General features: G+C 60.9%; 22 protein-coding genes and 2 pseudogenes. 8 read left to right on the forward strand and 16 right to left on the reverse strand.

Features of this window, described 5'->3' with window-relative positions:
• The first annotated feature begins 115 nt into the window (after window positions 1-115).
• A complete protein-coding gene (locus CV102_RS19310; RefSeq protein WP_148859673.1) occupies window positions 116-1,189 on the forward strand; it encodes a hypothetical protein in 1,074 nt (357 codons plus the stop codon).
• Window positions 1,190-1,721: 532 nt separating this feature from the next.
• On the opposite strand, the gene CV102_RS19320 is transcribed toward CV102_RS19310, so the two are convergent.
• From CV102_RS19320 to CV102_RS19345, 6 genes are all read right to left on the reverse strand, one after another.
• Entirely contained in the window at window positions 1,722-2,678 is a 957-nt protein-coding gene (locus CV102_RS19320; RefSeq protein ID WP_148859674.1) for a transcription initiation factor IIB, read from the reverse strand.
• A gap of 407 nt (window positions 2,679-3,085) precedes the next feature.
• Entirely contained in the window at window positions 3,086-4,246 is a 1,161-nt protein-coding gene (locus CV102_RS19325; protein WP_148859675.1) for a hypothetical protein, read from the reverse strand.
• Between the two features lie 206 nt (window positions 4,247-4,452).
• On the reverse strand, window positions 4,453-4,650 hold the full coding sequence (locus tag CV102_RS19330) for a 30S ribosomal protein S14 (protein ID WP_148859676.1): 198 nt from the start codon (window positions 4,648-4,650) through the stop codon (window positions 4,453-4,455).
• Window positions 4,647-4,904: a hypothetical protein gene (locus CV102_RS19335; protein WP_148859677.1), complete on the reverse strand. Its 258-nt coding sequence runs from the start codon at window positions 4,902-4,904 to the stop codon at window positions 4,647-4,649. Before CV102_RS19335 ends, CV102_RS19330 begins: the two co-directional genes overlap by 4 nt.
• Window positions 4,905-4,927: 23 nt before the next feature.
• A complete protein-coding gene (locus CV102_RS19340; protein ID WP_233710745.1) occupies window positions 4,928-5,113 on the reverse strand; it encodes a DUF7511 domain-containing protein in 186 nt (61 codons plus the stop codon).
• A gap of 22 nt (window positions 5,114-5,135) precedes the next feature.
• The gene (locus tag CV102_RS19345) at window positions 5,136-6,410 is read right to left on the reverse strand and encodes a GTP-binding protein (RefSeq protein ID WP_148859678.1); all 1,275 of its coding nucleotides are present in this window, start codon (window positions 6,408-6,410) and stop codon (window positions 5,136-5,138) included.
• Between the two features lie 104 nt (window positions 6,411-6,514).
• Here CV102_RS19345 and CV102_RS19350 point away from each other — a divergent pair, with 104 nt between their 5' ends.
• On the forward strand, window positions 6,515-7,783 hold the full coding sequence (locus CV102_RS19350; RefSeq protein WP_148859679.1) for an FAD/NAD(P)-binding protein: 1,269 nt from the start codon (window positions 6,515-6,517) through the stop codon (window positions 7,781-7,783).
• An 87-nt stretch (window positions 7,784-7,870) separates the two neighbouring features.
• Here the strand turns inward: CV102_RS19350 and CV102_RS26745 are convergent, their stop codons facing one another.
• The 5 genes and pseudogenes from CV102_RS26745 to tnpA all read right to left on the reverse strand — a co-directional run bounded on the left by CV102_RS26745 (window position 7,871) and on the right by tnpA (window position 10,808).
• Window positions 7,871-8,596 carry a hypothetical protein gene (locus CV102_RS26745; RefSeq protein WP_233710751.1) on the reverse strand — a complete coding sequence of 242 codons (726 nt, stop codon included), beginning with the start codon at window positions 8,594-8,596 and terminating at the stop codon, window positions 7,871-7,873.
• Between the two features lie 66 nt (window positions 8,597-8,662).
• A pseudogene (locus CV102_RS26750) lies at window positions 8,663-9,112 on the reverse strand (FAD/NAD(P)-binding protein); the annotation flags it as partial.
• A 67-nt stretch (window positions 9,113-9,179) separates the two neighbouring features.
• On the reverse strand, window positions 9,180-9,749 hold the full coding sequence (locus CV102_RS19360) for an ATP-binding protein (protein WP_233710746.1): 570 nt from the start codon (window positions 9,747-9,749) through the stop codon (window positions 9,180-9,182).
• Window positions 9,750-10,155: 406 nt separating this feature from the next.
• Window positions 10,156-10,263 (reverse strand): annotated as a pseudogene (locus CV102_RS26755) (IS6 family transposase); the annotation flags it as partial.
• A 146-nt stretch (window positions 10,264-10,409) separates the two neighbouring features.
• On the reverse strand, window positions 10,410-10,808 hold the full coding sequence (gene tnpA, locus CV102_RS19365; protein ID WP_148859682.1) for an IS200/IS605 family transposase: 399 nt from the start codon (window positions 10,806-10,808) through the stop codon (window positions 10,410-10,412).
• A gap of 53 nt (window positions 10,809-10,861) precedes the next feature.
• Between tnpA and CV102_RS19370 the strand changes: the two genes are divergently transcribed.
• From CV102_RS19370 to CV102_RS19385, 3 genes are all read left to right on the forward strand, one after another.
• On the forward strand, window positions 10,862-11,017 hold the full coding sequence (locus CV102_RS19370; RefSeq protein WP_148859683.1) for a DUF2080 family transposase-associated protein: 156 nt from the start codon (window positions 10,862-10,864) through the stop codon (window positions 11,015-11,017).
• Window positions 11,014-12,291, forward strand: coding sequence for an RNA-guided endonuclease InsQ/TnpB family protein (locus tag CV102_RS19375; RefSeq protein WP_148859684.1), 1,278 nt, complete (start codon window positions 11,014-11,016; stop codon window positions 12,289-12,291). Before CV102_RS19370 ends, CV102_RS19375 begins: the two co-directional genes overlap by 4 nt.
• An 847-nt stretch (window positions 12,292-13,138) precedes the next feature.
• The gene (locus CV102_RS19385) at window positions 13,139-14,413 is read left to right on the forward strand and encodes a DUF4397 domain-containing protein (protein ID WP_148859686.1); all 1,275 of its coding nucleotides are present in this window, start codon (window positions 13,139-13,141) and stop codon (window positions 14,411-14,413) included.
• Between the two features lie 639 nt (window positions 14,414-15,052).
• On the opposite strand, the gene CV102_RS19390 is transcribed toward CV102_RS19385, so the two are convergent.
• A complete protein-coding gene (locus CV102_RS19390) occupies window positions 15,053-15,712 on the reverse strand; it encodes a metal-dependent hydrolase (protein WP_148859687.1) in 660 nt (219 codons plus the stop codon).
• Between the two features lie 481 nt (window positions 15,713-16,193).
• Between CV102_RS19390 and CV102_RS19395 the strand changes: the two genes are divergently transcribed.
• Window positions 16,194-17,183 (forward strand): DHH family phosphoesterase, encoded by a 990-nt coding sequence (locus CV102_RS19395; protein WP_148859688.1) that lies wholly within the window; start codon window positions 16,194-16,196, stop codon window positions 17,181-17,183.
• A gap of 185 nt (window positions 17,184-17,368) precedes the next feature.
• On the opposite strand, the gene CV102_RS19400 is transcribed toward CV102_RS19395, so the two are convergent.
• Complete coding sequence (locus CV102_RS19400) at window positions 17,369-18,442, reverse strand: SPFH domain-containing protein (RefSeq protein ID WP_233710752.1); 1,074 nt, start codon at window positions 18,440-18,442, stop codon at window positions 17,369-17,371.
• 522 nt (window positions 18,443-18,964) lie between these two features.
• On the opposite strand from CV102_RS19400, the gene CV102_RS19405 reads away from it, so the two are divergent.
• Together CV102_RS19405 and CV102_RS19410 are read left to right on the forward strand one after the other, a co-directional pair.
• On the forward strand, window positions 18,965-19,285 hold the full coding sequence (locus CV102_RS19405; RefSeq protein WP_148859690.1) for a hypothetical protein: 321 nt from the start codon (window positions 18,965-18,967) through the stop codon (window positions 19,283-19,285).
• 810 nt (window positions 19,286-20,095) lie between these two features.
• Entirely contained in the window at window positions 20,096-20,389 is a 294-nt protein-coding gene (locus tag CV102_RS19410; protein ID WP_148859691.1) for a stress response translation initiation inhibitor YciH, read from the forward strand.
• 706 nt (window positions 20,390-21,095) lie between these two features.
• On the opposite strand, the gene CV102_RS19420 is transcribed toward CV102_RS19410, so the two are convergent.
• From CV102_RS19420 to CV102_RS19430, 3 genes are all read right to left on the reverse strand, one after another.
• A complete protein-coding gene (locus CV102_RS19420; RefSeq protein ID WP_148859692.1) occupies window positions 21,096-23,696 on the reverse strand; it encodes a YegP family protein in 2,601 nt (866 codons plus the stop codon).
• Window positions 23,697-24,105: 409 nt separating this feature from the next.
• Window positions 24,106-25,038: an alpha/beta hydrolase gene (locus tag CV102_RS19425; RefSeq protein WP_148859693.1), complete on the reverse strand. Its 933-nt coding sequence runs from the start codon at window positions 25,036-25,038 to the stop codon at window positions 24,106-24,108.
• A 418-nt stretch (window positions 25,039-25,456) separates the two neighbouring features.
• Window positions 25,457-26,725: an amidohydrolase gene (locus tag CV102_RS19430; RefSeq protein WP_148859694.1), complete on the reverse strand. Its 1,269-nt coding sequence runs from the start codon at window positions 26,723-26,725 to the stop codon at window positions 25,457-25,459.
• Window positions 26,726-26,900 lie beyond the last annotated feature (175 nt).

The raw sequence follows: 26,900 nt of genomic DNA on the forward strand, positions 1-26,900 counted from the left end.
CCCTCGTAGCAGCGTTTCTTCGCATCTTTCGTGGGTTACCCTTCGTCGAGCCGACCCTCGCGGTGGTTGATATGTCTACGATCAGGTTTTTGGAAGGAGGCTATCGTTATTGTCTATGGAGCGACGCACGTTTATCGTCGGCACCAGTGTCGGTGCGGGAGCCGTCCTCGCCGGTTGTATGGATGCCGAAGAAGAGAACCTCGAGAACGGGACCGGTACTGGCACCGACGAAACAGAGGGGAGTAACGACGGCGAGGGAGAGTCCGAAGAGGAAATCGAGGACGACGATACCGAACCGGATGACGAGAGCGAAGACGAGACCAACGAGGGAGACGGCGGCGACGAGACAGAAGTGGAGGAAGATGACGACGAAAGCGAAGGCAAGGACGGCGAGGGCGAAGGTGAGGATGAGACGGATGAACTAGAGGACGGGGGAGACCAAGACGAGGACGTCGACGAGAGCGAAGACGATGACGACGGGGACGACGGCGATACAGACGGGGACGACGGCGACGAACCGGACACAGAGGAGCCACCGGTCGCCGAGATTACCATCCAGGTCACCAGTACAGAGGGCGAACCGATCGAGAACGCGGTGATCGGCGGCGAGGGCGAACCGCACGAGGCCGAGATCCCCCTCGAGTTCGACGGCGAGACCAACGCCGACGGCGTCCACTCCACCCCGATCTACGAAAACGAGTACTCGATCGAGGTCGACCACCCCGACTACGTCGCAGAGACGGTCGAACACGTCCACGACGGTGAGACTGGAGTCACTGTCGAACTCGAGGCCGAGGACGATGAAAGCGAAGACGACGACGATAGCGAGAGCGATTCGTTCGACGAGATGGAGGGTGAGGTGAACTATTCCGGAGACTATCAGGAGATGTACGAGGTCACGGAGCACAGTATCGAGCGACAGAATCCGGGTGGGGATGATCCCCCACTCTGTCTCATCACGTTCACCGTAGAAAACGTCACAGAGAATCACGAGGTCATGGTCTATTACAGAGGGGTTGCTGTCGACGAAGACGGCTCGTCTGTTGGGAGCGGGACCGATAGTGCAACCCTGGTAGAGCCTGAAGAATCATCGGAGTCCACGATAGAAGCGTATGACTGTGGCGGGGCCTCTGATTATCAGATCAGTCTCGAAGCAGCGAATGCGAACGATGTCTCTGGCGAGGACTAGTTAATCCATACTCTTGATGGATGCCAGCACAGCCGGTTTGTTTTTACTGCCGGTGTAAACTGCCTCGGGGTCGAGTCGTTCGAGAATCGAAGATTTTCGGACGACCCCGAGGCACTCGCCTTACTCATCTGTAAACAAAGGAAAGGGGTTGCATCTTCGTCCTGCCAGAAGAGAAGAAGTCGCGTCTCCAGAAAGATGATCTCGATGATCGGCCGACGCGCTACCCCAGTTCTACACTACCCACGACCCGCGAGAGTTCGCAACAGAGAAGCGGTGCTGAACTGTTGGCTGCGAGATTCCGTGGAAGATGGGGTATGGAAACCTCGTATCGGGCGATCAAGAACAGGCACTTCCTCCGGTCAGTTTATTATCTCCGTCTAACTTTCAAGAGTGGAATACATTCTGAGTCAGACAGTTGCTACGATACAGTGACATCTGTATTAACGGCACTAAAGCAGCGTAGTTGGTGATCGCTGAGAACGGTCAGAGTTCCGATTGGATAGCAGAGCTCCCTCTCTGTCCAGACAAGCGGCTAATGAATTCCCATCGCCTCGATCTGCTCCTGGTACCGGTTCCGGATTGTCACTTCCGTTACCTGCGCAACGTCTGCGACCTCGCGTTGTGTTTTTTTCTCGTTGCACAGCAGCGAGGCGGCATAGATCGCAGCGGCGGCATACCCTGTCGGGGACTTTCCGGAGAGCAGTCCCTGCTCTGCAGTGGTGTCGATGATCTCCCTGGCTTTCGACTGGACCTCTTCACTCGAGTCGAGATCGGAGCAAAACCGTGGAACGTACTCCTTGGGATCGACCGGTTTCATCTCGAGAGAGAGTTCCTGAGCGACATAGCGGTACGTCCGCCCGATTTCTTTCTTTTCGACTCGAGAGACGTCGGCAACCTCTTCTAAACTGCGCGGAATGCCTTCCTGTCGGCAAGCAGCATACAGACAGCTTGTTGCAACCCCTTCGATCGAACGCCCACGGATGAGATCTTCGTTCAGTGCCCGCCGATAGACGACGCTAGCGACCTCCCGAACTGATCGTGGCACACCCAGCGCCGAGGCCATCCGGTCGATTTCGCTGAGTGCGAACTGCAGGTTGCGCTCGCCGGCATCTTTCGTTCGGATTCGTTCCTGCCACTTGCGCAGGCGCTGCATCTGGCCGCGCTTCTCCGAGGAGAGGGACCGTCCATAGGCGTCTTTGTTTTTCCAGTCGATCTGCGTGGTGAGGCCCTTGTCGTGCATTGTTTTGGTGGTCGGCGCCCCAACGCGGGATTTGTTGTTCCGCTCTGAGTGGTTGAAGGCTCGCCACTCTGGGCCTCGGTCGATGTTTGTCGTTTCAAGAATTAACCCACAGTCCTCACAGACAAGCTCACCCTGATCCTCGCTTGTCGTAAGAGCGCTCGAGCCACATTCATCGCATGTTTGCTCATCCGTGGTCTCTTGATCTTTTTCGGTTGATTTTGATTCGCGCTGGCGCGTATAGCGCTCCATGCGAATAGTTCCGTGTCCAAGGAGTGTTAAAACCTCGCTCTACAGGCGCTATGGGCCGAAGATCGATGGCACTCGTGAAATCCGAGTATCTCTATTGTGCCTCCACTCGATGAGCGCCTCATAGAGCGGCTCAGGAGTAACTCAGTATCCTCGAGAGTCTCGTCGGAGAGCTCACAAATGTCTTGAAACTAAGCTAACAGATGCTCAGTTGAGCCAGCCGGTGTTGTTGGCCCTCCACAGATGAGCAAGGCGAGTGCCTCGGGGTCGTCCGAAAACCGAAGATTCTCGAACGAGTTGACCCCGGGGCGGTTCACACAGGATCGGCTCGATCGACTCTCGACGAAGTTATCCGATCCAGAGTGACCGAGTTCAGTCTGTGATCCGGAGGAACCAACTAGTTGCTCTCGCTACTCACCGCTCTCGCCATCGACGAGTCGCGGCCAGTCCCAGTCGACGCCTTGCGACGACCGGAAGCCAATACTCATCTCGTCCTCGATTCCGTCGGTCTCACTCGTGCTCACGGAGCCGAGTGTAGATCCGTCGAGATCCTGTACCCAGAACTCGACCCCATCAGAACTGTCGGCAATAAATCGACAGTCGACAGTCTTGTCAACCAGGCTCGGGAGTGTCGAATTCTCGTCAAGGATCTCGGCACCACTACCCGTCTCTCGAGCGATCCGAATCCCCCCGTCCGGGTCGATAATGAGCCGCCAACCCGGTGTTTCTGTGGACCAAACGTCGTCCTCCATACCGACAAGAATCCAGGGCTGGAAGGAGTTCGAGTCAGGGCGCATCAGAACCGAGACTTCACGGCCGTCTTCGGGGTAGTTCGGTAGTCCCTGGCCGGGGAAAGAACGGACGTTCGAGTCGCCGTCTTGTCGAAGACCCTGACTCGAGTCCTCGTGTAAGCCCGCAGTTGAGGAGACGTCGGCGTTACCAGTCCCGTCGAGCGTCCACGAACCCGGGAGGCCACCGCTGTTGTAGTCCTCAAAGTCGTCGATCATTAGCGTGCCCAAATCGTCGGAGACGTCGCTCTCGTCGCCGGGGCCGTCGATCTCGAGTTCGTACGCAGCAGTTCCCTCGCAGTTACTGAGCGGGAACGAGTAGGTGGCAGTGTCGTCCGGGGCAGGGCTGGTTTCGCCGGGGTGGTGAGTACTCGCGAGTTCGGCACCCTCCTCGTCGTAGATTCGTGCTTCCATGCTCGCGGCGATCTCCTCGTCGCCAACGTTCTCGAGTTCGACGTGAACGTTACACGTGTCACCCGGTGGGTCGTCATTCCATGTGTAGGTGTGCCTCAGTGCCGAAAGATACTCGCTTGCGGCCTCGGAGACGATCACTTCTCCCTCTATGGACTCGTCCTCGTATACGTCGTCGTCGTCATCTGAGTCGCTCGGTTCGCTGTCGGGTTCGTCGTCTCCAAAGCCGTCCTCGTTGCTCCCGTCAGACCCATTGTCCTGCTCGTGACCCGTCTCGCTGTCGTCGTCGATCGGTTCGATAAGATCTCCGCACCCGGCTAGCGTCACTGAGAGCGTCACTCCGGCGCCCTCAAGTATCGTGCGTCGTCGCATAGGCGTGTGTTATCCAACACCTGAATAACAGTGTCGAATATACAGAGCCGTGAGAAGCAGACTGGTTCGAAATCTTACTCGAGACGGCACTCTTCTCCGTTGGCTTCACAGACGACGTCTCGAAACCCCTCAAAAAGTCCGATCGGTGCTCCGGGGGTGATTCGACATCTCTCGGTCGCTCGTCCTCGAGCAACGAACCCCGCAAGTCAGTCGTACTTTCGAAAGCCCATGTCGCGGGCCATTTCTCGAAACGATTGCCGACACAACCAGATATCGTACTTGCCAATTAAGCCCTGTTCTCGATCAGTGTCTCTGCAAACGCGTTGGTTTCCGGTACGTCCCCCGTTCGCGTCGGCGCTATCGCTCGATTCGCTCGTGAAATCGGTCGACGCCTCACTGGTCATGCCAAATCCTCGGCTCTCCGTCTCGACGACGGTTCGATCGTCCTGTCCTCAGCGAGTTCTTCGAGAACTGTCGTGGCGCCACACTCGGCGAGTCCACTGAGAGCATGACGGCGGAACTCGCCGCGGAGTCCGCCCATTCGGACGAGAATTGCGAGGTTCGTCGTCTCGCCCGCACGGTCGAGTGCATCGATCGCTTCGTAGCGTTGCGTTCGTGAAACGTTCTTCTCAACTGTTGTTTGGAGTGTCGTAGACATCGTTCGATAGGTTTCGTTGATTGTTATCGTGCGTCTTCGAGCGCGCAGTACGAGCCTTCGCGGGCCGAAATCCACGCCGTCACCAGCGAGTCCTCGGACGCGATCGAGTAGATCGTACACAGGTCCGGCCCCGAATCGGTCGGTTCGACGATCGCGCAACACTCTGGCGAAGGGTGCTCGACGGACGGTGGTGATTCCGTTTCTGTCACGTGATCGTTCGAGTGCTGCGGGTCAATCTGCGATTCCGATTTCTTCCTGGCCATCGTGTTCGGGGCTCTCCGGCTCATCGTCCTCGACGTCTTCCGGTGCCTCGAACGTCGGGAACCGATCGGCGAACGCCTCCCAGTCGGCATCCATCTCCTCGTCGGTGAGCAGACAGAGTTCGAGGTGGTTCCGGATCGATTCGTGGTCTATCTCGGTTCCGATGACGACCAGTCGCGTTCCGCGATCTCCCCACTCGTCGTCCCACGTCTCCTCGAGTTCGGGGTAGGCCTCGAACTGCTCCTCGCGCTCTTCGGGTGGGAGTGTCGCGACCCAGTTCCCGGCGGGTGCGACTCGAATCGACTGTCCGGCGACGTTGAACATGAGTGCCATCTCCTCACGGCCGGCGAGCCAGAAGTGGCCCTTGGATCGAACGACGTTCTCCGGGAACGCGTCGAGTAGTTCGGCGAACCGTTCGGGGTGGAAGGGCCGCCGCGCCTCGAAGACGAACGAGGTGACGCCGTGTTCTTCTTCGGCGGATTCGTGGGGCTCTCGAAGTTCCTGCATCCAGCCGGCCGACTGGCTCGCTTCCTCGAAGTCGAACCGGCCGGTGGCGATGATGTCGTCAACGTCGACTCGACCGTGGGTCGTCCGAAGGATCTCGGCCCGGGGTTGCAACGCTTCGAGAGTCTCTTCGATCTGTGCGAGCGTGTCCTCGTCGACGAGGTCGCACTTGTTGAGCAGGAGGACGTCGCAGAACTCGACCTGTTCGACCAGCAGGTCGCCGAGGTGTTTCTCGGTGCCGTCGTCGTCCAGAATCTCGTCCGAGCGCATCGCCTCCCGGAACTGGTGGGCGTCGACGACGGTCACCGTCGTATCGAGGTGACAGTCCTCGAGCGGTTCGATACCGGTCTCCTCGTAGAACTCGGTCGGCTCGAGGTCTCCCTGGTCGAAGCCGAGCGTCAGCGTCTGGGCGACGGGGAGCGGTTCCGCGACGCCCGTCGACTCGACGACGATTCCGTCGAACTCGCGCTCGCGGGCGAGCCCGTCGATCGCCTCGAGCAGGTCGCCGCGAAGCTCACAGCAGATACAGCCGTTCGAGAGTTCGATCAGCTCCTCCTCATCCGCCGAGATATCGGAGGACTCCGCGACGAGATCCGCGTCGACGTTCACTTCGCCCATATCGTTGACGAGGACCGCAAGATCTCGTTCGCCGCTTTCGCGGAGTATGTGGTTCAACGTAGTCGTCTTTCCGGCGCCGAGCGTCCCAGAAAGCACGGTCACGGGGATTGTCTGGTCATCCATATATTAGTAATATGCGACTATGAGATAATATAATTTGTTATTCTATTCGAAGATCTTATTAACTTTCGGAGGCTGTCTTCGGACACCGACGCGACGTATCTCGTATGACGACACACGACTCCACTCGAAAATTCGGCTGTACCATCGTTGGAGGAGGAATCCACGGAACGTACCTCGCCCAGCGTCTCATCGAAAACACTCCGTTCGACAGATCCGACGTTCTCGTCGTTGATCCTCACAACCGATTGCTGACGTCGTTCCGTGAGAAGGCGAGGACCTGCGGCATGGAGGCCCTCCGATCGACGTTCGTCCACCACATCGGAACCGAGTCGTTCGGCCTCGAGAATTTCGCCGAAGCAAACGATCGGGAAGACGAACTCGTTCCGACGGTCGATTATCCGCCGCGGCCGTCTCTCGATCTGTTCCTGGACTATTCGGAGCACGTGATCGAGCAAAAGGATCTTGAATCACTCCATCTTCGAGCAGCCGTCGACGCTATCCAGGAAATTCCCGATAAGACGGGACTTCGGCTCGAGACGACCGCGGGATCCATCGATACCGACCACTGCGTTCTGGCGATCGGCCACGGTGATCAGTGCCGACGGCCTGACTGGGCAGCCGATCTCGACGGCGTCGAACACGTCTGGGATGGATTCGATCCCAATATGTCTGCCGATCGAACCATCGTCGTCGGCGGCGGCATCACCGCCGCCCAACTCGCGTGTAAGTTGAGCGAGACGCAGTCAGTAGCGTTGTTCTCACGACACCCGCTCGAGTGGGAGATTGCCGAGGCGAATCCACCGTTGATCAATTGGTCACACATTGAACGAAACCTCCACGTGCACCCACCCGGATCGAGCGACCGACTCGACGTGATTTCGGAGGCTCGACACGCCGCAACGATTCCGCCGTATCTCTACGCAGAGTTCGAGAGCCGAACCACCGACGGCGCGCTCACGATTGCGCAGGGTGCGGTTGACTCGGCGACGAACGAAGATGAGTCGATTCGGCTCTCCCTCGACCACGGATTGCAGCTACTCGGAGACCGCGTCGTCCTCGCGACCGGATTCGAACCGGTATTCGATCACCCGTTTGTCGATCGAATCGCCGACGAACTCGCGCTGGCTCGGGGCCATCGAGGAATGCCGGTTCTCGATGACGAGACGCTTACCTGGCAGCGCGACGACGGACGATTCATTCCGTTGTACGTCTCCGGAGCACTCGCCCTCGGGACAGTTGGACCGTACGCGCCTAATATTCCGGGAGCTAGACGGGCCGGTGATCGGATTACGGCTGCCATTGGACGGCACGTTCACTGTTCTGGAGTGGACACTGCAAGTGAACCGATACACGGAACAGAAGTGTCCGACTGATCCGATCAGTACGGTGGCTTCAACCAGAACTGCGACTCGATTTACAGGCGGTCGAGGCGAATGTCACGGGCTTGCCCCCGAGGCACTTCACAGCTCAGCCTCGCGTTTCTCGGCGTCGAGTTCGGACTCGAGAAATCCGACGATCAGATCTCCTGCTCGCCGTGCGCCGATCACGTTACGAGCGACCGGACCGAGGACCTGCTGTGCAGCAGCGCCCGAAACAGCAATTCGAGAGAGGGTCCCGTCCCGACACATCCAGCGAAGCGTCTCGTCATCCAGGACAGGCGACCCACAGTAGTCCGTCTGCAGCGCGGATTGCTCACGTAGGTTGCAAAACAGTTCACCGTCGTACGGCGATCCGAAACCCGTCGCGCAGATCAAATCGTTGAGACAAAACGCGCTGCCATCCCGACAGGTGGCGACGACCGTTCCTCCAGCTTCGGTCGCGACTGTGATCTCCGATCGTTCGAGTTCGATCTGCTCCCGCTCGAGCGCCCGCTGTAGTCGACGAAACACGTATGGGGGGATCGTCCCGTCATGTCGTGCCTCAGCAACGAGTTCACTACGGGCACGCGACGCAGGAGGGTGTGCGTGGAGTTTTTCGACAACACTCGAAAAGTGCATCCAGTCGGTGTTCGCCTCGAGTGTCTCGACGCGAAACGGACTTCGGGCGAACAGAACCACGTCGCGTCCCGGCAGCCGAGCGAGCGTCGTCGAGAGCTGTGCGGCAGTGATGCCACCACCGACGATTCCAACGGTCGATGTCTCACCAATCCCTTCAGGGTCGAACGATGGGTCCCAAACGTGAGTCATCGGCTCAGTCGGAATCAGATCCTCTGCCCACTCCGGGTATGCAAGTGAGTCCCCGTGTCCGACAGCGAGGAGACACCACCGAGAGCTGAGACGATCACGGGTCGTCTCAATCTTGACCGCGTCCCCGTTATTTACGAGACCGGTGGCTCGACCTTCCAAGACGACTGTCTCGAGATCGTACCGATCGCAGATCCACTCAGCGTGATCGAAGAACAGCGACACGGTCGGCCGATCCGCACCAACGCTGGTCGGAACGAGTTCGTCTTCACGACAGCGGGTGCGTGCGAAGTCCCGGAGCGAGAACGGATCACTCCCCACGTGGTGAACGAACGGAGATCGAAATTCGGTCATCCCACACTGGCGGCACTTTTGGCCGAATTCTTCAAGTAACCCCGCTGGCTCGATGATACGAAGCTCACTCAAATCGATCAGCTCGGCCTCTAGCAGGCGAACGGCCAGATGGACGCCGTGGACGCCTCCACCGATAATCGTAACGAGAGTGTCAGTACCCGTCATCCCTGTCCCGTGATCGGCTGACGAGAGGGCGACTTTTTGCCCAAGGAGACACGACTGCTGCCCTCATTCAGATCTGTGGCTGACGCGCCAGCACGTGTCCATCGTGGCACTGGCAGTTACACTCGAAATAGGCTGCACCGTAGCCGGCAGTTTTGAACGAATCGATGAGCGTGTCGGCATCAGCTCTGTCGCCGACTTCGACGTTGACGATCGACCGCTCGCCACTATCAAGTGCGGCGAGTGCTCGTTCGGCTTCTTGTCGTTCGGGTTGGAGCGCTTCGATGAGTATTGCTTCGACAGTCCAGTCCGGAAGCGTCGGCACTCGTCTATCGGAGATGGCCGTCGAGATTTCTTCGTCAACATAAATGTATTCGGCAATCTCGGGTCCATCGAACGCTCTGAGTTGATCTTTCGCCGATTCCTGGAACCGGTTGACCACGAGGAAGCAATCGACGCCGTGTCGACGAGCGACCTGCTCGTACTTTGCGACGCTGTCGAGCGTTTCGGGCGTTGCCACGACGAACACCGTATCCAGGCGTTCCGGACGTGGGCCGAACGCGTCTACTCCCGGAGTACAGTCCTCGACTGTCCACTCGATACCGATCGCGTCGTCGTTCTCGGCATCTTGGGTACTCACGAATCGCGCGGCATCTCCGGCAACCGTTACTTGCGTTCGCTCGGCCAAGCGGGCCGCGACGAGTGTCGCGACCGTCGTTTTCCCGACGTCTGAATCACCAACAAATCCGACGTGGCGAGTCTGACCACCAGCTTCGAACGAGTCGGCAGCGTTCAAATTTGTTGACACAGTATTAATATAGTATACATTGGACTTAATTAGAGTTGTTATCGTAGGTCGAAACATTAACAAACCGAGTTAGTCTCGAACGAGTGGGCGACTCCAGCAGCAAGCGCGGTTTTGCAGCCATGTTTCAGCGAATTTTGGCTCGGCGATTCTGAAATAGTTTCCAAACGGGAAGATACATCATCTTATTCTTTAAAATGAATATTCGATAGCGCCCGAGTTCCATGTTTTTCGGATCGAAATCGGAGCCTGTATCGGCTAGGTTGCCTTTCTGAGCCCAGTTATGCACGGTCGAGTGAGTACGCCCAACACTAAATCTCTCTAAGATAGAAACAGTATCTGAAAATGATGACCTGTGCAGTTGTTACTATAGCCGACCACGATCATGGCAACGCAACAAAGACCACTATCGATCCGGTGCGGTGCTGGGTTCTACAGGCGGAACAGGCCGAGTGCCTCGGGGCTTGACCCCGAGGGTGAAGGCCGTACGCTCCGTTAAACGTGTTCCGTACGCTCGATATACTTCTCAATCGTGGCGGTCGAAACATCGCCTGCCGTCCCTACGTAGTACGACTCCTCCCAAAACCCACCACCCCACAAATACTCCTCCAAGAACGTCTCGTGTTGCTCCCACATCTCCCGTGCCGTGATGCTCTTGACCGTTCGCACAATCTCGCTTGGTGCATGTTTCGGGTGGGCGGAAAGGAACAGGTGTACGTGGTCGGGTGAGACGTGTAGCGACAGTATCTCGTAGCCGTATTCGTCGCACACATCGCGGAAACTCGCTTCCAGCGAATCCTCGATTGGTTCGAGAATCGCGTGGCGGTACTTCGGGCACCACACGAAGTGGTAGTTGACGTTGTACACCGTGTGGTTCGACCGCTTCTCACCCACATTGAACCTACGTCACCGACACAGTTAAGTATATCCAAAGGATATACACAGGTATGGCGAATCGCTTTGAAATAGACGGCGAAGAAGTTCTCGACGGCGAGGTCAAACCGTTCGGGAACAGCGCCCACGTCACCGTCCCCAAACGCTGGCGGGGAGCCGACGTGAAAGTCGTCCGAACCTCAGAACCAACCAAACAAGACAAAGAATGACGGACGAACAGCCCCTCACTAAGACGCTGGATTTCCAACTCGACATCCAAAGTGACAACGAGGGGCTGCTGTACGACGCCACGCTCGAAGCCCGCCGGGTGTACAACGAAACCATTCGACTCGCCAAAGACGGCGTGGACTGGGACGTTATTCCCGACCGTGTGGCCGACGACGCCAACCTCGTGAAGAACACGACTCAGCGCGTCGTCGCCAAAGCACTCGGCGCGATGGAGAACTACTACGAGTACGACGGCTTCAACCAGCCGAGCCACACCAAGGACGGCGCGTACCCGCTCCGTGCGAACTACGAGGAAGGGTACAACCTGTCGCTCACCGACGACGGCGACGTGGCGTTCCGAATCAGTGCAAAGCCGTACAAGCACGTCAAGGGCGTCCTCAAAGGTGACGGCGCCCACCTCGATATTCTCAAGACCGCACTCGAAAGCGACAAATGGAAGATTGGGACGGCAGAAGCCCTGTTCCACAACGAGAACGCCGAGTTGCACGTCAACGTCACCAACACCGAGCAGACCGTCCGAGACAAGCAGGACTCACGGACTGTCGTCGGTGTAGACGTGAACGAAGATAACGTGGCTCTCACCGCCCTCTCCGGGGATGGCGTCGAGGGCACGTTGGTTATCGACTTCCCCGAAATCAAGTTCGAGCGTCACCGCTACTTCACGATGCGGAAGCGTGTGCAGAACGCTGGGAAGGACAGCATCCACGACACGCTGGAAGGGCGTGAAGAACGGTTCGTCCGTGACCGACTTCACAAAGTGAGCCATCACATCGTGGAGTGGAGTGGTCAGTTCGAGAAGCCGTGCATCGTCTTTGAAGACCTCAAAGAGATGCGCGACAGTATCGACTACGGCACGCGGATGAACCGACGCTTGCACCACCTCCCCTTCCGCGCCCTCCAATACTACACGTCGTACAAGGCGTCGTTCGAGGGAATCCCGACTGGATGGATTAACCCCGAGTACACGAGTCAACGGTGCCCGATGTGTGGACACACGGAGCGTGCGAACCGGAACAAGAAGCGGTTCAAGTGCAAGAACTGTGAGCATCAAGACCACAGCGACCGAAGTGCAAGCGTCAACATCGCCGTGAAAGGAATCAAGAAGCATCAGGACTGGAATGTGCCCGCTCTCAACAGCCTTCCCCAAGTTCGGAAGGTGCGACGGCAGGCATCGGGGGCCGTGGACGCTCCGACCGTGACCCATCCGACCGTTCGAGGCTATCAGGCCGATGGTCGCGTGGGAGTGTCCTACTAAACCACGGGAAGCCTCGGGGCTTGACCCCGAGGCGGTTCACTCGCCGGCCACAGTTTTCGCCAGGTTCGCGGTTTGTCGATCGACCGCTCCGGCCGATTGGCCACCCAGTAGGAGGCCAACTGCCCGGCCGCCAGCACCGGCGTCAGTTGCGAATGCGTCGACGGCATCTCGAGGGCGTAATCGGTTGCGACGACACCGACCCCGAATGCCCGTTCGCCGGATCAAACCGGTGAACGACCGGAGCGTCATCGATGCCACCTCTGTGAGGCGACCGGAGCAGTTGTGCAGCTGGTTCGAGGTCGATTCGGAGGGTATTTGTGCAGAGAGCCCAAGAGAGTGATGATCAGCGGGGAGACCCATGTACACTGTACCTGTTGGCCTCCGCTGCTGATCACACTGGTTCAGCGGTGGCCGCCCGACACGTCGGGCGGCCCCCTTCCTTCCCGGAGCTCCGTAGACTCGAGTGTCCAACCAGTGAACGATCGCTCGCAGACTCGCCAGTTCGGAGACAGGTAGATTCAGCGTTGTTGCTATACATCGAACTGTTCGTAGCCGGCTCCTTCGACGAGTGGTCCTCTCGTAGAACGGAGTTCTCTCGCGCCGTTCTCCAAAGCTGAGCCAGTGTGCTGGGCCGAGGGAAGCTACTGACTGCGAGACGTTTCCAAACTCAGGGGCAAGATCAACGCCACAGAAAGAACGAGCGTAGAACTGTTGGGTTGTCCGTGTACGGTGACACTGAGAAGAGTAGGTATTTCAGTCTACTGTCAAAGAGATTGGTTTGTTAAGATTCTGTGAGAATTAGCTTGCTCAGTACAATATCCGTGAGGTGAGTTTTGGCAAAAATGCAATGGCAGAAAAACCAGAAGATCGACGAGCAGATGAGACGAGTCAGAGTTCCCGCCTGGGTCGACGACCGTACGTCAAGGGCCTGGCTGCAGCGGGTGCATTGACTGTCGGTGGCTTCTCGATCGCCGGTGCCAGCGGAGACGAAGACAAAGATCCAGAGACGGACAAGAAACACGACGACAAAAAACGCGACGACGAGAAACACGACGACGATCGAACCGACGGTCTGGCAGCGGTTCGTGTCGCACACTTCTCCCCGGACGCGCCGAACGTCGACGTCTTCGTCGACAATGAACGGGTACTCGCGGACGTCGCCTTCGGTAACGTCTCGCCGTACCTGGAACTCGAGCCTGGGACCTATACTGTCACGATCACGCCCGCGGGCGATCCGGACACCGTTGTGTTCGAGGACGAGATCGAGGTCGAGGAAGCGTTTTACACCGCCGCCGCGGTCGGCGAACTCTCGGCCGAGACGTTCGAACTCGCAGTCCTCCTCGACGCCGAGCCACTGCCCGAAAAGCGCCCAGCCGGTGCAGCGTTCGTTCGCGTCGCACACTTCTCACCCGATGCACCCGCGGTCGACATTTTCGCCGACGGGGAACCGCTGGTCGAGGGCATCTCCTTCGGCGAGGTGACTGAGTATCTCGCCGTTCCGGCCGGGACGTACACGCTCTCGGTCCGACCTGCTGGAGAGCCCGACGAGGTGGCGTCGTTCGACGTGACCCTCGAGGAGGGTGTTGCGTATACCGGGTACGCGATCGGCTACCTCGAGCCGCCCCAAGATCTGGCCGATCGTGGATTCACCGTCCTGCTGACGGTTGACGGTCCGGCGGCTATCGATGAAACGGACGAGAAGACAGACGCGAAGGAAGACAAAGACGCGAAGGAAGACAAAGACGCGAAGGAAGACAAAGACGCGAAGGAAGACAAAGACGCGAAGGAAGACAAGTACGACGAAGACGATAAAAAGAACGACAAGTACGACGAGGAGGACGACAAGAAGGACAAGAAGGACGACGAGAAGGGCGAGAAGAAGAACGACGACAAGGACAAAAAGGACGACAAGTACGACGACAAGGACAAAAAGGACGACAAGTACGACGACAAAGACAAAAAGGACGACAAGTACGACGACAAAGACAAAAAGGACGACAAGGGCGAGAAGAAGAACGACGACAAGTACGACGACAAGGACAAAAAGGACGATAAGTACGACGACAAAGACAAGAAGGATAAGAAGAACGACAAGGGTCCACAGACTAAGGACTGCTCCTGACCAGCTAGTGACCAGCCAGTACAGTCACACACTGTTCGACTGGTCCCCTGCCCGCTCGGCTATGGGTAGACTCGGGTTGGCTACCGGTCCACTGTACTAGATCCGGCCGGCGGCCACTGCGACGCCAGAGCCACCGACCTACGGTGGCCGCGCCCCCGTTCCGGCGTTCCCGGCGGCCGACCGCACCGCGTGCAGCCTCTCGACGGCCCGCCCGGTGTGACTGCGCCCAGCTATCCTGTCGGCATGAACTCCGTTTCTTTCGGGCGATTGGAGGGGCCATCCGTAGCAAACGGACCGGTCTGTGTGACGTCCTCCACACGGCTAAAGCCGTGGGCTTTCTCCTGTTATCTCTGTAAGGACTGTCTCACCGGTCGTCGCAGATGGTTCGCAACTCGGCTCAGCGAATCACGACCGAATCAGCGTGCTACCGGATCCTACTCCGCGGTCACACTTTTTGCGAGGCACCGTAGCCTGTCGATCGCCTGCCCCAACCGATTTGCGACCCAGTGGGAGACCACCTGCAACTGGACGCTCGCCAGTATCGGCGTTAGCTGTGTCTGGGCGCGGGACCCTCGAGAAGATTGGAGTACTACCGCCGGCGAAACAATGGGGGACCCTAATCGAATAGTTTCGCGACGCTCACGGTCGGTTCCAAGCGGACCACGACCGAATAACAACACCTGTTCGGCGGATCACATGCCCGAGTTCGCGGATACCCGGCCGACCGTCGTAGAGCCAGACGAGCCCCGCGAGCACGACGATGCCGAACCCGACGAGATCCGCCCCGGTTGGCTCGAGCGCAACGAGCGAGGGGTAGGCGCCGAGCAAGATGTCGGCCGTCTGCTCGAACACGCCACCGGAGGCCTCGGTACCAGCTGACTCCCCAGCCGCGGACGAAGAGTCGTCAACCCGCTCGGTCGACGACCGATAGATCATGACCGGCCAGAGGACGCTTTCGAGGCTTACCGAGCCGCCCGGATACAACGGGACGGCATCGGTCGCAAGATGCGAGAGGTAGCCGATCGCGAACGCGATTCCTAGCGAGGGCGTGTCGTGGCGGCGAGCGAGCGCGAAGACTACGACGACGAGCGGTACGGCGACGAACACCGAGTGGGCGAGCGCGCGGCCGCTCGGGAGCAGGCCGAACTGCCAGGCGAGCGGCTTGTCGATCAGGTCGGGCAGTTGGGAGGCGAACAGCACGACGAGGACGGCCCACCCCGCCGGCGCCGTCCCGTCGTGCCATCGCGCGTAGCCGGCGTACAGCAGGTACGCGACCGCGGCGTGCTCCCACGGGAACATGGTGGGTAGTTCCGTATCGCTGCATATGGGGGCTTCGTGTCGTAGCCAGACGTGAGAGCGGTACTAGATGGCCACTGGTCCGGCTGGTGGCAGACTGGCGTTTGACCGCTTTGCGAGTCGTCGGGCGGGATCAGGCCGAGCACGGGTCGTCGTCCGGGATCGACCGTGACGATGGCCTCCCAGCCCGCTCCCTCGGCAAGGACAAGTTTGCCGGGAGCGCAGGCTCTCCTGGCCGACTGGGTGTGGGTCCCGTGAGAACTTCTCCGAGCCGGTCGTCCCAGGCGAGCCACACATCGTCAGTGACTCGATTGGTGCCTCTGTACCCGACGGAGCTGAGCGATCTCGTCCCACTTTTGCTCGCACCGGCGTGTCACCGAGTGGGTGTGGCCCATCGGCCACAGGTCGGCAGCAACGGACCTGATTCTGGAAAATCAGTGGTATCGTGGGAAAGACTCACAAGAACGCCTTCCAAAGGGCGTGTATGACGGCGGTCAACACGGTATTGGACCACTTGCAAACGGGGTCGTCGCTGACCATCATCTGCCACAGCGACCCCGATCCCGACTCCCTTTCGTCGGCGATCGCGCTCGAGTTGCTCGCGATAGAAAGCGGCATTGAAACCGTCGATATTCTGTACGGCGGGACGATCTCGCACCAGCAAAACCGCGCCTTCGTCGACCGCTTCGAGATCGAACCGAAGCGTTACTCGGAGGCGCTGCTGTACTCGAACGAGATCAGTGCGTTCGTCGATCACTCCCTCCCCGGGAATCACAATCCGGTTCCGGAGGGTACCCACCTCGATCTCGTCGTCGATCATCACCCGTCTGCCCAGCCGGTTCCGGCGGCGATCACCGACGTTCGAGAAGAGTACGGCGCAACGGCGACGATCCTCGCCGAATACTTTCGTGACTCCCATATCGAGATTACCCCACGAGTCGCGTCGGCGCTCCTGTTCGGCATCCACCGAGAGCGACTCGATTTCTATCAGCAGCCGACGGACCGTGAGTACGAACTTACGAGCTATCTCCACAGCCGTGCTGATGTGGGAATGCTTCGCGACCTGTACGGCGCCTCCTTTCTGCCGAGTAGCGTCGATGCAATCGGGAACGTAATCCACAACCGTGTGCGACGCGGCTCTGTCCTCGTTTCCTGCATCGGTCGGTTAGAGAACCGAGTCGCACTGGCCCAAGCAGCCGACTTTCTGCTCCTCATCGAGGGCATCGATACCGTTCTCGTTTGCGGGATCGTTCGGGACGAACTTCGTCTGAGTGGGCGAACGATCAGACCGGAGTTCGATCTCGGTGTCTATTTTACACAGGTGTTCGGCGATCTTGGCGATGTCGGTGGACACGACGATATGGCCGGCGGGCAGCTCCCGGTGGCAGCGTTCGATACCGAGGCCGAGACTGACGTCGAACTCGTCGCCGCGATCCGAAAACGAATCGAAGACCGCTTCTTCGATGCGCTATAGTTGCCAGGCCAGGATTCCCGAATCACCGGAGTCGCAGCGTCCCCGCCGTCGAACACCGCGCGTTCGCGCTTCGCGTACTCACTTCCGCTGGCTACGCGTCGACCGTCCGCTGGCCGCTTCCGGGGTCCCAGCCGTCACCGGACCCGGACACGCTCAAACACCGACGGCAGGTGGCGCGTGGAGTGCTACGACGCCCTCCCAGGATCGTGGTCCATCGCCTCTTCCTCGTCGGTGGCGTCTGTTACCGTCACGGGATCGGCACCGTCTGCGACGGTCTCTGCCTCCGCTTCCATCGCCTCGACATCCAGCACTGTTTCTTCGATGTCGCCGACGATCTCCGCGATCTCATCCAGCCCGAGCAGTTCACGCGTCTCCTCGTCGAACTCGAGGCTCTCGAGTTGGCCGTCGGTTTCAGCGACGTCGCTGCCGGAGAGATGCTTGCCGTAGCGGCCGACCAGCGAGGACAGTTCCTGTGGGAGGACGAACGTCGTCGACTCGCTTTGTCCGATTGCCGTCAAAGCGTCGACGCCTTTGTCGATGACGGCCCGTTCGCCCATCGATTCTGCCGCGCGAGCGCGCAAGACCGTCGAGATCGCCTCACCCTGCGCTTCGAGGATCTGGCTTTGCTTTTCACCCTGGGCACGGATGATGTTCGACCGCTTGTCGCCTTCGGCTCGCTCGATCGCGGACCGGCGCTCGCCCTGTGCTTCGAGGATCATCGCGCGGCGTTTGCGCTCCGCGGAGGTCTGTTGCTCCATCGCGTGCTGGACATCCCCGGAGGGGTTGACCTCCCGCACCTCGACGCTCTCGACGCGGATCCCCCACTCGTCGGTGGGTTCGTCCAGTTCCTCGCGGATCTTGGCGTTGATCTGCTGGCGCTTGTTGAGCGTATCGTCGAGTTCCATGTCCCCCAGGACGGCACGCAGCGTCGTCTGGGCGAGGTTCGAGACGGCCTTCGTGTAGTCGTCGACCTCGAGGAACGCCCGTTTGGCGTCCATCACCCTGATGTAGACGACGGCGTCGGCAGTCACGGGCGAGTTGTCCCGCGTGATCGCTTCCTGACGCGGGACGTCGATCGTCTGTGTCCGCATATCGAACGTGTACGTTTTGTTCACGAACGGCGGGATGAAGTTGATGCCGGGCTTGAGAATGGAACGGTACTCGCCGAACACCGTAAGCGCCTCACGCTCGTAGGCATCGACGATTTCGACCATCGACCAGATGGTGGCAACCACCACCACGAGGGCGAGCATGGCCATGATGGCGAACGGTTCGACACCGGGCGCAACTTGAAGTATGGTAGCGACCCCCATATCTAGCGCTATGGGACGCTATCGTGGTAACTGTTAACACATAAAATTGGCCTGACTGTTTCTCTGGCCGGTGATCTGGCCCTGCCGACTCTGGGGGAACGTACCCGGCTCTCTGCAACCCCCCGGCATTCGTAGCAGCCGAGCAGCACCAACAGGTGGGAGAACTGATGTCTGGGAGTCGTCGCTGGACAGCGACCAATCGCGCGCGATTAGCCCATGGGATCTGACGCGACTGCACAGCACGAGCGCCGGTCCTCATCCGTGACCGAGTCGAAACCATCGAGACACGATGGTCTTCGGTGTCGGGAGTGAGTCATGGCGATACGGGACCGAGATCGCCGCCTCCGGCCAGTTTACGGAGTGCGACCTCTCGGCCGACGACGTTGCCTCGCAAGAGACCGTCGCCTTCCACCTCTTGGAGGAGGACGGGGACCATCCGCTGTTGGCGGGGGCCCGGCCGGTCGAGCGGTGCGGGACGTCTGGCGCCCCGCACCACTCGGCTATCCCGTCGCCGTCGACGGCGTCGCCTCGTCGTCCGGGATCGATCCCGACGCGTTCGCGGCGGCCGGCGGGACGGTCGCCGGCTACACGCACGGCGATCGGTGGAACCCTGGGAAAGACGAGCGGCTGGGCATGCTCAGCACGATTCCGCACGAGGAAGGTGCCCGGACCGGAATCCAGGAGATCGACGGCCTATTACCGTCGGGCTTCCAGAGGAACGGCCATCCGTTCGGGTTGCTCGACTACGCGCACCGAGTCAGATCACTGCATCGACCCAGTCTGCGGTGACGAACTTGTACCGACATCCCTCACAGAGAACGATCTCCACGACCTCGCCCGTCGAAAGATGAATATGATACCGGTGAGCTGGGAGCGGTTCCGCACAGTTGGTGCATGTTCTGAGCATGCCTCTTTCCGGAAATGATACTACGGAAACAGTTATTATAGCTGTTTGCCTGCTCTCCGTGGGCCGTGTTCAGATACTACCGTGGGTAATCGGCTTTCGTAGTGTTCGATTCTCTCGCAAATCGGTGTAATCTGAACACCGTCCTCCCTGTGTGGGGTGGTCGTCGACGGACCCCTCAGGGGGAAGAGCTAGTGCAGCTGGTGCGGAGTGCTACTTGCCGGTCACACGCTTCGCAAGGTTCCGCGGCTCGTCGACCGATCGCTCCAACTGATCTGAAACCCTCTCGAGGGCGTCTCTGCCGACGTGTGTTTCTCACCGGTGACCCGTGAGACGACGTCGACCTCGGGATCCTCTCTACTCGAACTCTCCGACTCGAACTCGCTCCGCCGACTCGAACTCGCTCCGCCGACTCCGCTGGCTCGCGAGCGTCGGTGCTCTGTACGGTGCGACTGGTCGGGTTTGGCGCTGTCTCCGTGGTTGAAGTATCGACTTTACTAGGTACGAGTGTATATGTCTGGTCTACCAGAGTATATTTATCATTAACACACTCCAAGTAGCGGCCCAAACTGTATCCAGTGCCACTCTTCAGCGGCTGAGTCCGATGTCTCGTGTACTCACGAAAGGCAGTGTCGTCGTCTCAGCTACTCACCGCTTACTTTTGTACCGGTGACGGCTGTTTTCGAGCTAGCACAATGCCTGGTGTGTGTCCGACATGCCGATCCCTCGCAGCGCGCTGCCTCTGTGAGGACGTCACAACGGATGGCCGGACGGTCGCCGTTCGTATTGCCGAGCGCAGATCCGGGAAGCAGACCACGGTTCTTACCGGATTCGATCCGAACACCGTCGATATGGAGAAACTGGCCTCGGACCTGCAATCCCAGTTCGCCTGCGACGGCATCCTCGACGTCGGGTCGATCACACTCCACGGTAACCACACTGGACGCGTTGAAGCGTTCCTGCGCAAGCGAGGTTTCTCTGTCAGGTAAGCCGATCTCGAACTGTTCTGAGAGAGCACGGCCGACGACATCACGAACCGCGACCCCCATACTGTGTCACCCGAGAACGGGGTGTTCGACCGCTGTGCAACGATGGCCGAACACGGCGTCTGGCGCCTGCCCCGTCCGCACTGAATAGGAGAACGCTCCTGGGCGTGACCCCGAGGGGATTTCAACTTTCACTGCGAGCGTGACGTGTGTTCCCCGACAACGACCCCGAAAACGTCGTCGATCTCGAGGACCGCCATCCGAGCCACGTTCACCTGCCTATACGTACTCATCCGGATCTGACACGCGTGCTCTACCGTCGAAGGTCCGCAGGGGCGGCCTGCCAGGTGGCCAGGTCCGCTGTCTCCGCAGTTGATCCATCGACGCACACGGCGTGTCGGCACCCCCTCGGTCCTGGTACGTCCGGTTCCGGCGAACACCTCATCCGCTAGGCCGCAGCTTCCGAAAGCGAGAGTTCGTCCACAAGCGCGGTAACGTGCTCCTACTCGACGGACGCGCCAGTAGGCTCGTCGGCCAGCGGCTCACTGCGTTTTTGTCCCCCGGCTCTGGCGACCAGCACGCCACCAGGACCGATCTCGAGCGTGGCAGTAGGAAGGGCCCGTGGCTGTATGGAAGACACCGACGCGGACCGCCACCTGACGGCTCGGCTGCCGGGAACGTACCAGCGTGACGAGCAGCTGTCGACGGCTCACTCAGTGACTCTCAGTTCGCCATCGGGTGCCTGCGCTTTCAGATCGGCGATCGCCTCGCGTGCGGCGGTGCGCGTCGCGTAGGTTCGTGTGCTCTCGAGCATCGTCTCGCCGTACGCATCGACTAACTGCCATCTCCACCCGTCGGCGGCCGTATGCAGTTCGAAGGTGACGCTCTCGTGATCGAGGACGCTCGCCTGATCGAGCAGCTCCCGGACCGTGACAATCGTCTCTCTGGCGGCCGCTTTCGACTCGTGGCCGTGGGCGCCACTCACGACGGTGGCGCCGTCCTCGTCGAGCAACCGCCACCGCCAGCGCTCGTCCTCGGTCGCGACGAGATCGAACGATACGTTTCCGACACTGATCGAGTCGGCCAGCGGCGCGAGCCGGCGGACGTCCTCGATGGCCGCCATCAGCTCCGTCCGAGTGGCGGCGGCCTCGTTCGCACTGGCACGCAGCTCACGCTCGCGAGTGACGAGCTCCCAGCGCCACCCATCGGTGTCGTCGAGACGCAGTGCCGCGTCCTCGATCGCGAAGACCGTGGCGTCCCCGAGGGTCTGCTTGAGTGTCTCGACCGCCTGCACCGCCGCCTCGCGCTCGGCGTAGGAGCCCGTCGACTCGGCGAGCACCTCGCGGTCACGATCGAGCAGTCGCCAGTGCCAGTTACCGCTGTTGTAGAGCTGGATGGTAACGCCCTCGAGCGTGTAGTCCTGTGCGGCGGTCGCCGTCTCGCGGACGGCCTCGAGACGCTCGACGAGGATGTCCCGGGTCGGTGCCGTCTCGGCGCCGACCGCGATCGTCTCGCCCGACGGTCGGACGAACCGCCAGTGCCAGCCGTCGGTTGCATCGAGCTGGAACACGGGTTGGTCTATCGTGCAGACGTCGGCCTCCACGTGCTCGAGCAGCCGCTCCATTGCGTGCCGTGCCCGCTCTCGTGTCGGATGGGACGTCGGCCCTTCGGCGACGCAACTGCCGGCGCTGTCGATCAGGCGCCAGCGCCACGCCGCGTTCGTGGTGACGAACAGCTCGAACGCTGCCGTCTCGATCTCGAGCACGTCGGCGTCGGGCGCCTGCTCTTTCAGCGTCAGCATCGCCTCGGTGGCCTCGCTTTGCGAGTCGTGCTCTGCACTGCTGTCGGCGAGGACGCTGCCGTCCTCGTCGAGCAACCGCCACCGCCAGGTCCCACTCTCGCTCTCGTAGACCTGGAACACGGCGGTCTCGAACTCGAGTAACTCCGCCTCGCGGGCCTGCTCACGCACGCGGTCGATCGCGGCTGCCGCCGCGTCCGCATCCGCATAGGAGGCGGTACTCACGGCGAGAGGCTCGCGGTCTTCGGTGACGAGTTGCCAGTGCCAGGCGTTACCCTCACCGTCGGTGTCGGCGCCGTTGGAGTCGTCGGTCCCGGCTCCTGTACTGCGAGCCGTCCCGTCGTTCTCGGCCGCGGCTGCGAGATAGCACTCGTAGGTCGCGCCGTCGATCTCGACGACGTCCGCGTCGGGCGCCGCTGTGCTGAACGTCGCGGTCGCCTGGGCCGTGTGTTCGGCCTCCGAACAGCCGTCGGAGGCACGGGCGAGCACCCGATCGGTCGCGTCGACGAGTCGCCAGCGCCACCCCGTCTCGTCCCGGTAGCGCTCGTAGGCCGGCTCCCCGGCGGCGGTAATCGCAGCCGAGCGAACCTCCGGCAGTATCGACTCGACGGCGGCCTCGGCCGCCCGGCGCGTCTCGAACGTCGCGGCCGCGTCGGCGATGATCTCGTCGGTTTCGTCGACGACGCGCCACGCCCAGCCGTCGTCGCCGTCGTACAGTTCGACTCCCACACCCTCGATGTCGAGCACTGACGCCTGAGCGATCCGCTCGGTGAACGTTCGGGCGGCGTCTGCGGCCCGATCCTGGCTCTCGAAGCCAACCTCGCCGGTGGCCAGCGGGTTCCGTTCGTCGTCGACCAACCGCCAGTGCCAGCCGTCGGGCGCCTCGGTGTACGTGATCGCCGCGCCCTCAATCTCGACGATTCCGGCCGTTGGCCCGTGTTCTTGCAAGTAACTCACGGCCGCTCCGGCGGCGTCGCGCTCGTCGAACACCTGGCTGCTGGCGCTGACGAGGCTGCCATCGGCCCGCACTAGCGTCCACTGCCAGGCGCCATCGCGGGTTTCGGTGAGCCGGAACGCTGCTCGGGAGAGCTCCACCACTCCGGCCGTCTCGATCGACGCCTGCAACTGTTCGACACGGGCGGTTGCCGCCGGCCGCGTTTCGGAACCGGTTTCGCCTGTCGCCAGGGGCTCGAGACGGACGACGTGTAACTGCCAGGCGTCGGTCTCGTTTCGTCGAACGGCGAACTCGGTGCGCGGCGGATCGTCGCCCGTCGGGAGCACCAGCGCAGCGGGTGACTCGGCCTCGTCGTCGGCGAGGTACTTGCTCCCCATTGTGAGGCCGAGTGCGATCAGCCCCAGGAAGAGCACGAGGCCGGTCGCAAGCACGCCGCCCGGAAGCCCAGGGCTCTGGGCCGGCCAGCCGGCGGGACCGAGCGCGCCGGCCGAAACCCCACCGAGCAGGAGACCCGAGCCGCCACCGGTTCGCAAGCGTAGCTTTCGAACGGAAGACATTCGTGCCCAGACCGAACCACCGGCCAGCCTATAAGAATGTCCACCATACAGGACAGCTACGGCCAGCGGTCAGCTCGAGTTCCAGAACACCGCTGGCAGCTCACGGTCGCGATAGTTTTCTGCTTATCGAGTCTCCCAACCGGTTGGTTGTCACAAATTCTTCGTAACAACCGAGATCGGTTTGCTGCGTTCAGCCTCTCTATTCAGCACGCTGTTTTCGATGGGAATCACAGAGACCGAGTGTCAACCCGAAAATTATCCCACCTAGACATCGGTCACGACACGAACCTCGTGAACCTCCCCGGACGTGGGGCAAGGACATAGAAACTGCAGCAGAGAGGTTCGACGTCGACTGACCGCCGCACCGTTTTCAGCCGTTCCGAGAACGGGCCTCGGGTCGACAGTCCGCTCACCCCAGTCGCGATCGAACGTTCTCGGCGAGCGCATCCATCGCTTCGTCGGCCCGTTCGACGTCGGTCAGACTGAAGAAGCCGTGTGTAAGCGTCGGGTAGTGGTCGTACTCGGTCGGAACGCCGTGGTTAGAAAGCTTCTCGGCGTAGGCGGTCCCCTCGTCCCGGAGTACGTCGTGTCCCGCCGTCGCGACCGTCGCCGGGGCGACGTCCGAGAGATCAGGCGCGCGCAACACCGTCGCGAACGGGTTGTGTTCGTCGACCGGACTCCGGAGGTACTGGTTCCAGAACCATCGTACGCCTTCTTCCGTGAGCAACGGTCCGTCGCCGTGCTCGCGGTACGAGTCGCGATCGAACGAGCGATCGGTCATCGGGTACAGCAGGAACTGGCCGGCGAGGGCCGGCCCGGCGTCGCGCGCCCGCAGCGCCGTCGTCGCGGCGAGGTTCCCGCCAGCGCTCGTTCCCGCCACACCCAGCCGACCGGGGTCGCCCCCCAGAGAGTCGGCGTAATCGGCCGCCCACTCGAGAGCAGCGTAGGCGTCGTCGACCGCCGCGGGGAAGGGGTGTTCGGGTGCGAGGCGATAGTCGACCGAGAGAACGAGACACTCCGCGCGGGCCGCCAGTTCCCGGCAGATGTCGTCCGCGGAGTCGAGCGTCCCGAGCGTCCAGCCGCCGCCGTGATAGAACACGAGCGTCGACGGACGCTCGGCGTGCGGCCGGTAGACCCTGATCGGCAGGTCGCCACCGGGACCGTCGATCCGCAGATTCCGCACCGACCGCATCTCGGGTCCACTGCCGGACGAGAACACCTCGTCTTCGATCCGCCGGGCGCTCTCGACCGACAGCGAATGCCAGGGCGGGACACCGGCCGCTTGAATCGCTTCGATGACGCCCTCGAGCTCGGGATCCAGTTCGTCGCTCGCGTGGTTCATACCCCGAATATCGACCGATTGAACGTTTAATCCTTCTCGTATCGAGGATCGAGGACGGGCGGAAACGGTGATCGGACGATCGACGACCGTTCGCCCGGCGGGATCGCTGATTCGTCACAAGACGTCGAAACGTTCCTGTCGGTTCCCCCTCGAGAGAGGGAACGTGGACTCGAACACGGAAGACGGCACAGCCCGCAAACACCGGACTGGCGTAGAGTACGCACGCGAACGCGACGACGCCGGTCCGCTCGCAACGCTTCGGGATCGCTTCGACGTCACGTCCTTCACGCGGTCGGCGGTCGCCCGCAGGACGTGTGGCGAGCCCGCAATGTTCCCACGTCCGCGGATCCCGGCGAGATCTGAACGCTTTGCCACCACGACTTCGTCGTCTTGGACGCTCGGCGTGAACGCCGCCGGCTCAGGTTAGCAGTTCGATCGTGTCGACGATCACGTCCACGCCGATGTCGATAGCCGTCTCGTCGATGTCGAAGTACGCCGTGTGGTGGCCCGCGGGATTGCTCGCGCCGATACCGAGGTATGTCGCGGTGCCGCCCTGCTCCTGGACGTGACGGATGAGGTACGAGGCGTCCTCACTGCCGCCGAATTCCTTTCTGACGATCTCATCGACCGCGTCGGTCGCGCTCGCCGCTGCTTCGACGCGTTCAGTCACCGCGTCATCGTTCTCGAACGTCGTCGTCTTTCCGTAGAGGCTCGTCTCGTAGTCAACGTCGTGCATCGTCGCCGCACCATCTATCACCTCGCGGGCACGGCCGAGCATGTATTCGTTGGCGTCGTGGGTTCCGCCACGGACTTCGACGCGCATCGTTGCCTCCTCACAGATGACGTTCTGTGCGTTGTCGGCGCTAACGCGGCCGACGTTGATCCGGGTCCGTTCGTCCCTGTGTCGTGCAATCCCGTACAGGTTTCCGATCGCCGCCGTCGCCGCCTGGAGCGCGTTCCGTCCTGCGTTCGGCTCGCGGCCCGCATGTGCCGGTTCTCCGTCGAACGTGACGTCGATTTTGGCGTTCGCGAGCGGTGCGTCGTAGCTGGACAACACCGTCCCGGTCGGTTCGTCGAGTCCGACGTGCACCGCAAGCAGATGGTCGACGTCATCGAGGTGACCCGACTCAGCCATCGGTTTCCCACCGCGGCCCCCCTCCTCCGCGGACTGGAAAAAGAGTTTCAACGTACCGTCAAACCCGTTTTCGGCGAACTCGCGGGCCACGCCGAGTCCGATCGCTGCGTGTGCATCGTGGCCGCAGGCGTGCATCTCGCCGGGATGACCGCTCGCGAATCCCTCTCGAGCAGGTCGATGATCATCGTCCATCGCTTCCTGCAGCGAGAGGGCGTCGATGTCGGTCCGGAGTCCGATGACGGGGCCGTCGCCGAACGTTCGCGTCGCGATGACGCCAGTGATATCGTCCATCGCCTCGAGATACTCCTCCGGCGCTCCCTCGTCTCGTGCGCGCTCGCGGGCCGCAGCGACATCGTCCGTCGGCGGGACCCCCATTCGCTCGTCGGGATCGACCGTTTCCGTACCCAACAGCACGTCGTACCCGAGTTCGTCGAGCGCGTCCGCGAGCAGCGCCGTCGTCCGGAACTCCTTCCAGCCCGCTTCCGGATGCGCATGGAGATCCCGCCGAACGTCGCGGAGCGGTGCGTCAACGAACGTATCAAGTGTGTCCATGTCAGTGACACTCAGACGAGGATCAAAAAACATTGGTTGACGGCGAGTCGATCGGTGGGGGTCGTTCCAATCGACCCTCCTCGTCTGTCCAAAGCAGGGTGACGTCTTGTCGCTCCCGAGGATCTTCCCCCCTCGTCGCGACGAAGATTCAAGTTCCGAGCCGGGAAACAGGAAC

Source organism: Natronococcus pandeyae, assembly GCF_008122205.1.
Classification (GTDB): Archaea; Halobacteriota; Halobacteria; order Halobacteriales; family Natrialbaceae; genus Natronococcus; species Natronococcus pandeyae.

What these genes read in the sequence shown, in the direction of transcription:
- CV102_RS19310 (WP_148859673.1), top strand. Translation starts at nt 116, where the DNA reads ATGGAGCGACGCACGTTTATCGTCGGCACCAGTGTCGGTGCGGGAGCC.
- CV102_RS19320 (WP_148859674.1), bottom strand. Translation starts at nt 2,678, where the DNA reads ATGGAGCGCTATACGCGCCAGCGCGAATCAAAATCAACCGAAAAAGAT.
- CV102_RS19325 (WP_148859675.1), bottom strand. Translation starts at nt 4,246, where the DNA reads ATGCGACGACGCACGATACTTGAGGGCGCCGGAGTGACGCTCTCAGTG.
- CV102_RS19330 (WP_148859676.1), bottom strand. Translation starts at nt 4,650, where the DNA reads ATGACCAGTGAGGCGTCGACCGATTTCACGAGCGAATCGAGCGATAGC.
- CV102_RS19335 (WP_148859677.1), bottom strand. Translation starts at nt 4,904, where the DNA reads ATGTCTACGACACTCCAAACAACAGTTGAGAAGAACGTTTCACGAACG.
- CV102_RS19345 (WP_148859678.1), bottom strand. Translation starts at nt 6,410, where the DNA reads ATGGATGACCAGACAATCCCCGTGACCGTGCTTTCTGGGACGCTCGGC.
- CV102_RS19350 (WP_148859679.1), top strand. Translation starts at nt 6,515, where the DNA reads ATGACGACACACGACTCCACTCGAAAATTCGGCTGTACCATCGTTGGA.
- CV102_RS26745 (WP_233710751.1), bottom strand. Translation starts at nt 8,596, where the DNA reads ATGACTCACGTTTGGGACCCATCGTTCGACCCTGAAGGGATTGGTGAG.
- CV102_RS19370 (WP_148859683.1), top strand. Translation starts at nt 10,862, where the DNA reads ATGGCGAATCGCTTTGAAATAGACGGCGAAGAAGTTCTCGACGGCGAG.
- CV102_RS19375 (WP_148859684.1), top strand. Translation starts at nt 11,014, where the DNA reads ATGACGGACGAACAGCCCCTCACTAAGACGCTGGATTTCCAACTCGAC.
- CV102_RS19385 (WP_148859686.1), top strand. Translation starts at nt 13,139, where the DNA reads ATGGCAGAAAAACCAGAAGATCGACGAGCAGATGAGACGAGTCAGAGT.
- CV102_RS19390 (WP_148859687.1), bottom strand. Translation starts at nt 15,712, where the DNA reads ATGTTCCCGTGGGAGCACGCCGCGGTCGCGTACCTGCTGTACGCCGGC.
- CV102_RS19395 (WP_148859688.1), top strand. Translation starts at nt 16,194, where the DNA reads ATGACGGCGGTCAACACGGTATTGGACCACTTGCAAACGGGGTCGTCG.
- CV102_RS19400 (WP_233710752.1), bottom strand. Translation starts at nt 18,442, where the DNA reads ATGGCCATGCTCGCCCTCGTGGTGGTGGTTGCCACCATCTGGTCGATG.
- CV102_RS19410 (WP_148859691.1), top strand. Translation starts at nt 20,096, where the DNA reads ATGCCTGGTGTGTGTCCGACATGCCGATCCCTCGCAGCGCGCTGCCTC.
- CV102_RS19420 (WP_148859692.1), bottom strand. Translation starts at nt 23,696, where the DNA reads ATGTCTTCCGTTCGAAAGCTACGCTTGCGAACCGGTGGCGGCTCGGGT.
- CV102_RS19425 (WP_148859693.1), bottom strand. Translation starts at nt 25,038, where the DNA reads ATGAACCACGCGAGCGACGAACTGGATCCCGAGCTCGAGGGCGTCATC.
- CV102_RS19430 (WP_148859694.1), bottom strand. Translation starts at nt 26,725, where the DNA reads ATGGACACACTTGATACGTTCGTTGACGCACCGCTCCGCGACGTTCGG.